Annotated in this window: 7 protein-coding genes; 5 read left to right on the plus strand and 2 right to left on the minus strand. The window is 53.3% G+C overall.

Going from position 1 to position 7,001, the window contains the following annotated elements; all coding sequences use genetic code 11:
- Positions 1-22: 22 nt before the first annotated feature.
- The 5 genes from hemE to TU92_RS09915 all read left to right on the plus strand — a co-directional run bounded on the left by hemE (position 23) and on the right by TU92_RS09915 (position 3,606).
- Positions 23-1,087, plus strand: a complete 1,065-nt coding sequence (gene hemE, locus TU92_RS09895; RefSeq protein ID WP_112166708.1) for a uroporphyrinogen decarboxylase — start codon at positions 23-25, stop codon at positions 1,085-1,087.
- 9 nt (positions 1,088-1,096) lie between these two features.
- Positions 1,097-1,777 (plus strand): deoxyribonuclease V, encoded by a 681-nt coding sequence (nfi, locus tag TU92_RS09900; RefSeq protein WP_112166710.1) that lies wholly within the window; start codon positions 1,097-1,099, stop codon positions 1,775-1,777.
- 70 nt (positions 1,778-1,847) lie between these two features.
- Entirely contained in the window at positions 1,848-2,438 is a 591-nt protein-coding gene (locus TU92_RS09905; protein ID WP_112166712.1) for a YjaG family protein, read from the plus strand.
- Positions 2,439-2,628: 190 nt separating this feature from the next.
- Positions 2,629-2,901 (plus strand): nucleoid-associated protein HU-alpha, encoded by a 273-nt coding sequence (gene hupA, locus TU92_RS09910; RefSeq protein ID WP_013577396.1) that lies wholly within the window; start codon positions 2,629-2,631, stop codon positions 2,899-2,901.
- A 51-nt stretch (positions 2,902-2,952) separates the two neighbouring features.
- Positions 2,953-3,606 (plus strand): DUF1481 domain-containing protein, encoded by a 654-nt coding sequence (locus tag TU92_RS09915; protein ID WP_244207851.1) that lies wholly within the window; start codon positions 2,953-2,955, stop codon positions 3,604-3,606.
- 67 nt (positions 3,607-3,673) lie between these two features.
- Here TU92_RS09915 and purD read toward each other — a convergent pair whose 3' ends face one another.
- Together purD and purH are read right to left on the minus strand one after the other, a co-directional pair.
- Complete coding sequence (gene purD, locus TU92_RS09920) at positions 3,674-4,963, minus strand: phosphoribosylamine--glycine ligase (RefSeq protein WP_112166714.1); 1,290 nt, start codon at positions 4,961-4,963, stop codon at positions 3,674-3,676.
- Positions 4,964-5,008: 45 nt separating this feature from the next.
- Positions 5,009-6,598, minus strand: coding sequence for a bifunctional phosphoribosylaminoimidazolecarboxamide formyltransferase/IMP cyclohydrolase (gene purH, locus TU92_RS09925; RefSeq protein WP_112166716.1), 1,590 nt, complete (start codon positions 6,596-6,598; stop codon positions 5,009-5,011).
- Positions 6,599-7,001 lie beyond the last annotated feature (403 nt).

Consider the following 7,001-nt stretch of genomic DNA (forward strand, 5'->3'; position numbering starts at 1 on the left):
AATATTGAAGGAAAGAACCAGAATGAATGAGTTGAAAAACGACCGCTACCTGCGCGCCCTGTTACGTCAGCCGGTGGATATCACACCCGTATGGATGATGCGTCAGGCTGGCCGCTATTTGCCGGAATACAAAGAAACCCGCGCCGTGGCCGGTGATTTTATGTCGCTGTGCAAGAATGCTGAATTGGCCTGCGAAGTGACGCTGCAGCCACTGCGCCGTTATCCGCTGGATGCCGCGATTTTGTTCTCTGACATCCTGACCATTCCGGATGCGATGGGGCTGGGGTTGTATTTCGAAGCCGGTGAGGGCCCTCGTTTTTCTTCTCCGCTGACTAACCGTGCTGACGTCGAAAAGCTGCCAGTTCCCGATCCGGAAATGGAACTGGGTTACGTGATGAACGCGGTTCGCACCATCCGTAAAAACCTTAAAGGTGAAGTGCCGCTTATCGGTTTCTCCGGGAGCCCGTGGACGCTGGCAACGTATATGGTTGAAGGCGGCAGCAGTAAAGCGTTCACCAAAATCAAAAAGATGATGTATGCCGAACCGGCAACCATGCATCTGTTGCTGGATAAAGTCGCCGACAGCGTGATCTTGTATCTCAACGCCCAAATTAAAGCCGGCGCGCAGTCCGTGATGATTTTCGACACCTGGGGCGGCGTGCTGACGCCACGCGATTACCGCGAATTCTCCCTGAACTACATGCATAAAATCGTCGATGGCCTGATCCGTGAAAACGAAGGACGTCGCGTGCCGGTCACGCTGTTCACCAAAGGTGGCGGGCAGTGGCTGGAAGCGATGGCTGCGACCGGTTGTGATGCACTCGGTCTTGACTGGACGACTGACATTGCTGACGCGCGTCGTCGCGTGGGCGATAAAGTGGCGATTCAGGGCAATATGGATCCCTCCATGCTGTACGCCTCTCCGGTGCGTATTGAGCAGGAAGTAGAAACCATTTTGGCAGGCTTCGGTAAAGGCAACGGCCACGTGTTTAATCTCGGTCATGGCATCCATCAGGATGTGCCGCCAGAAAACGCCGGTGCCTTCGTGGAAGCGGTGCACAGCCTGTCCCGCCAGTATCACGAGTAAGACTGAAAGATGATCGATACGCGCGCGTTACGTGAAGAGCAGCGGATCCTTGCAGATCGCATCACATTGCAAGATCCGCCTGATTTCCCCACTCCGACGTTGATTGCCGGTGTGGACGTTGGCTTTGAGCAGGGCGGCGACGTCACGCGCGCCGCGGTGGCAGTTCTGCGCTATCCCTCGCTTGAGCTGGTGGAATACCAGATTGCCCGCGTACCTACCGTGATGCCCTATATTCCCGGTTTTCTCTCCTTCCGCGAACTTCCCGCGCTGTTACAGGCCTGGCAGCAGCTCACGTCGCGCCCTGACTTAGTGCTGGTCGACGGGCAGGGGATTGCGCATCCGCGCCGTCTGGGCGTCGCCAGTCATTTTGGTCTGATGATCGACGTGCCGACCATCGGTGTGGCAAAAAGCCGGTTATGCGGCCAGTTTTTGCCTCTCGGTGAGGAGCTCTACAGCCAGCAGGCGTTGTATGAGGGTGATGAACAGATTGGCTGGGTGTGGCGCAGTAAGCTACGCTGTAATCCACTGTTCATTTCGCCAGGCAATCGCATCAGCATGGAATCGGCGCTGTATTGGGTCGAACATTGTATGCGGCAATATCGTTTGCCGGAGCCAACGCGTTGGGCGGATGCCGTCGCGTCAAATCGGCCAGCTTTCCAACGCTGGCAACGGTTGAGTGATGATCTTTAGGAATCAAGGAATAGGGATATTGATTTATTTCAGGTAAACTCCCGCGCAGAAAAGTTAACGAGATCAACTCATGTTACGTAATCCAATTCATTTACGTCTCGAAAAGCTGGAAAGCTGGCAACACGTGACGTTTATGGCGAGCTTGTGTGAACGCATGTACCCGAACTACCAGGCCTTCTGCCTGGAAACCGGGTTTGGCGAGCCGCAGGTTTACCGCCGCATCCTGGATCTCATCTGGGAAACGCTGGTGGTAAAAGACGCCAAGGTCAATTTTGACTCACAGCTCGAAAAGCTGGAGGAGGCGGTGCCTTCTTCCGATGATTACGACCTCTATGGGGTTTATCCGGCCATTGATGCCTGTATCGCGTTAGGCGAATTGATCCATTCGCGTCTGAGCGGTGAAACCCTCTCTCACGCCGTTGCGGTAAGCGAAACATCGATTCGTACCGTCGCAATGCTGGAGATGACGCAGGCCGGTAAAGAAATGACCGATGAAGAGCTGAAAGTAATCCCAGCTGTCGAAGAGGAATGGGACATCCAATGGGAGATTTTTCGCCTGTTGGCTGACTGTGAGGAGCGTGACCTGGAATTAATAAAAGGGTTACGTTCTGACCTGCGTGAAGCCGCTGTCAGTAACATTGGCATAAATTTAGCGCAATAAGGCAAGAAAACGTGATTTAACGCCTGATTTGTCGTGCCTTAAGGCTTCACATCCGCACCCTGTCTGGTCTACATTTGGGGTGCGTAAAAAAAGTGGCTATCGGTGCGTGTATGCAGGAGGGTGCTGTCAATCGGCATATCCGTCGCACTCGATGCTTTGCAAACGATAAACACACTGTAAAGGATAACTTATGAACAAGACTCAACTGATTGATGTAATTGCGGACAAAGCTGATCTTTCCAAAGCACAGGCCAAAGTTGCTCTTGAATCTACTCTGTCTGCTATTACCGAGTCTCTGAAAGAAGGTGATGCTGTACAATTAGTTGGTTTCGGGACTTTCAAGGTAAATCATCGTAACGAGCGTACTGGTCGTAACCCACAGACTGGTAAAGAAATCAAAATCGCAGCTGCCAACGTGCCTGCGTTCGTTTCTGGTAAAGCTCTGAAAGACGCTGTTAAGTAATTGCTTGCAGTGAAAAGAATAAGCGGAGGGGCCTTTAAGCCCCTTCAGTTTATCACCCCCAGGCTGGTAGCAGGTTTACTGGTGCTTGGTCTGGTGGGTTGCAGTTCAAAAAATACCACCCCGCAGTTCTTCGCCAGTGGTTACGTTGCCGATCAGGGCATTAACCGTTTATGGCGCGAAAACAATGCACAGAACCAACCTCAAACCATTCTTAACGTCTACAGCCCCTATTTTGGTGGCGATACGGTCATAACCCGATACGAATATCAGGACGGGCAGGTTCACCTTGTCAAAGAAACTCATGCGACCAAAACAGATTTGGGCGTGATGCTGCGTTTCGATGAGGGCGGCAATGTCAGCTTTATGCAGCGGCAACTTCCTGAGCGACGGGAAAAATTATCCTCAGACGACATCGAGCGCTATAAATATGAAGCGGCAAAAATCCTCGATGTGAGCAGCGCACTGCAGGCCGGTAATGTCCGGCTGATCCAGGCTCGCTGGCGGCAGGGTGTGATCACTACCTGCGCGGGCGAGCAGGTAACGCCAAATCTTACAGTGCGTTCGCAGGTCTGGCTGGCAAAACGAGCCACCCGCAGTAACGATCAACTCGGTTTGGCCTGGCTGACTGCGCCGGAAGGCAATGAATTACTGTTGGTCGCCAATGAAGATTTCTGTAGCTGGGAACCAAAAGAGTCAGATCTCTGAATCTTCGCGACAAAAGAAAAGGCACGCCGAAGCGTGCCTTTTTTGATCGTTAGCCGGTAAACCGGGTTTACTGATTGCGCTCACGGTCAATCGCGCGATAACCAATGTCTTTGCGGCAGAAGCTGCCTTCCCAATGGATATCTTTCGCTAAATCGTACGCACGTAGTTGAGCGGCTTCCACGGTTTTACCCAGCGCGGTCACACACAACACGCGACCACCGCTGGTGACAACCCGTTCGTCCTGTAAACGGGTGCCCGCATGGAACACTTTACCATCCGGTACTTCCTCAAGCGGTAAGCCATGAATGACTTCCCCGTTCTGATAGTCGCCGGGATAACCGCCGGCCGCCAGAACAACGCCCAGCGAAGGACGTGGATCCCATTCGGATGTTTTATCTCCCAGACGACCTTCTGCACCGGCCAGACAAAGATCCACCAGATCCGAGCGCATACGTAACATGATCGGCTGCGTTTCCGGATCGCCGAAGCGGCAGTTGAATTCGATCACTTTCGGCTGGCCGTCAGCGGAGATCATCAGACCCGCATACAGGAAACCGGTGTAAGTGTTGTTTTCAGCCGCCATTCCGCGCACGGTAGGCCAGATAACCTGATCCATCACGCGCTGGTGAATTTCATCCGTTACGACAGGTGCCGGAGAATAAGCGCCCATGCCGCCGGTATTCGGGCCGCTGTCGCCATCGCCTACGCGTTTGTGATCCTGGCTGGTCGCCATCGGCAGCACGTTCGTGCCATCTACCATCACGATGAAACTGGCTTCTTCGCCATCCAGGAACTCCTCAATCACAATGCGGTGACCCGCATCGCCGAAAGCATTGCCTGCCAGCATATCGTGAACGGCGTCTTCCGCTTCTTTCAGCGTCATCGCCACGATAACGCCTTTACCTGCTGCCAGACCGTCAGCCTTAATGACAATAGGCGCACCTTTGCTGCGCAGATAAGCCAGCGCAGGTTCGATCTCGGTAAAGTTCTGGTAGTCGGCGCTTGGAATGTTGTGACGGGCGAGGAAATCTTTGGTGAAGGCTTTGGAACCTTCCAGCTGGGCGGCTTCCTGCGTAGGGCCAAAGATCTTCAGGCCAGCAGCGCGGAAAGCATCTACCACGCCAATCACTAACGGTGCTTCAGGGCCGACAATCGTCAGGCCGATGTCGTTACTTTTGGCAAATGCCAGCAATCCGGCAACGTCAGTGGCAGCGATATCAACGTTTTCCAGCAAAGGTTCCAGCGCGGTGCCGGCATTGCCCGGCGCGACAAAGACTTTATCAGCCAGAGGTGACTGCGATGCCTTCCATGCCAGCGCATGTTCACGCCCGCCGTTACCGATAATTAAAATATTCATTCGAAGACTCCGGATGAGCGGGCGCATCGCACCCGCTGAAAGAAATTAATGACGGAAGTGACGCATATCGGTGAAGAGCATTGCAATGCCGTGTTCGTTGGCGGCTTTAATCACTTCATCATCACGGATTGAACCACCCGGCTGGATAACACAGGTAATGCCTACCGCAGCGGCGGCATCAATACCATCACGGAACGGGAAGAAGGCGTCAGAAGCCATAACAGAACCGGCGACTTCAAGACCTTCATCCGCCGCTTTGATCCCCGCAATTTTGGCAGAGTAAACGCGGCTCATCTGGCCTGCGCCAATGCCGATGGTCATTTTGTCGCGTGCATAAACAATGGCATTAGATTTAACGAATTTTGCCACTTTCCAGCAGAACAGGGCATCGGTGAGTTCCTGCTCCGTCGGCTGGCGCTCAGAAACGACGCGCAGGTCATTGGCATCCACCATTCCTAAATCGCGATCCTGAACCAGCAAGCCGCCGTTGACGCGTTTGAAGTCCAATGCCGCCTGCCGACCTTGCCACTGACCACAGGTCAGCACACGGACGTTTTGTTTGGCTGCGGTCAGAGCCAGCGCTTCTTCGCTGACGGAAGGGGCAATGATCACCTCGACAAACTGACGGCTGATGATCGCTTTGGCGGTGTCAGCATCCAGTTCACGGTTGAAAGCGATGATGCCGCCGAAAGCAGACGTTGGGTCAGTCTGGTAAGCGCGCTCGTAAGCGGCCAGGATGCTGTCGCCGATGGCTACGCCGCAAGGGTTAGCGTGTTTGACGATCACACAGGCAGGTTCCGCAAACTCTTTCACACATTCCAGCGCTGCATCAGTATCGGCGATATTGTTATAGGAAAGGGCTTTGCCCTGAAGCTGAGTCGATGTCGCGACAGAAGCCTCGCTGACGTTCTCTTCTATATAGAAGGCTGCATTCTGATGGCTGTTTTCGCCATAACGCATATCTTGTTTCTTTATATAGCTAAGATTCAGCGTACGGGGGAACTGCCCGGAGGCGGTTTCGGTATCGCCATGGTAAGCCGGAACCATTGTGCCGAAGTAGTTGGCAATCATGCCGTCGTAAGAAGCGGTGTGCTCGAAGGCTTTAATTGCCAGATTAAAACGGGTCGCAAGCGTCAGCGAGCTGCCGTTGGCATCCATCTCTTCAATCACAGCGGCGTAGTCACTGCTCTTAACGACAATCGCCACGTCTTTGTGGTTCTTCGCGGCTGAGCGAACCATGGTTGGTCCGCCGATATCAATGTTTTCTACAGCATCTTCCAGCGAACAGTCCGTGCGTGCGACGGTTTGTGCGAACGGATAAAGATTAACGACCACCATGTCGATTGGCGCAATAGCATGCTGCGTCATAATTTCATCATCTTTCCCGCGGCGACCAAGGATGCCACCGTGAACTTTCGGGTGCAGGGTTTTGACGCGTCCATCCATCATTTCCGGGAAACCGGTGTAGTCAGACACTTCGGTGACTGGCAGACCGGCTTTAGCCAACAGGCTGGCGGTTCCGCCAGTGGAAAGTAACTCGACGCCACGCTGTGAGAGTGCCTGGGCGAATTCTACGATACCGGCTTTGTCAGAAACACTGAGCAGGGCGCGGCGGATTGGACGAGATTGTTGCATGGTGGTTGTATCCTTGGCTTTGGAGTCGCAATAAAGAGCGTTATCTGAATTCAATGACGCTTTTCTTCTCTCTATATAGAGCAATTTGTAGAAAAACGTGGGATCGCGCTCAGATAACTTCCCTTCGGCGACTGGCTTTTCATTTATAACGCATTAAGGGCGGCGAAAGCTGACGCGCGAAATTGTAGCGAAAACGATTGCGCGACGCTCGCAAAATTTGAGATTCCTGTCCCTTTGTGGATAAATCTGTGCAAAACACGGTATAAGCTGTGGGGTTGCTGTGTAATGCAGCAAACAGTGATTTTTCTTAAAATTACCCCTTGCGGCCTGCTCAGAACTCCCTATAATGCCGCTCCATCGACAGGGAACAACGTGAACAACATCACGAAGTAACCGGGTCGGG

It is taken from the genome of Rahnella inusitata, assembly GCF_003263515.1.
In the GTDB taxonomy this organism is placed as follows: Bacteria; Pseudomonadota; Gammaproteobacteria; order Enterobacterales; family Enterobacteriaceae; genus Rahnella; species Rahnella inusitata.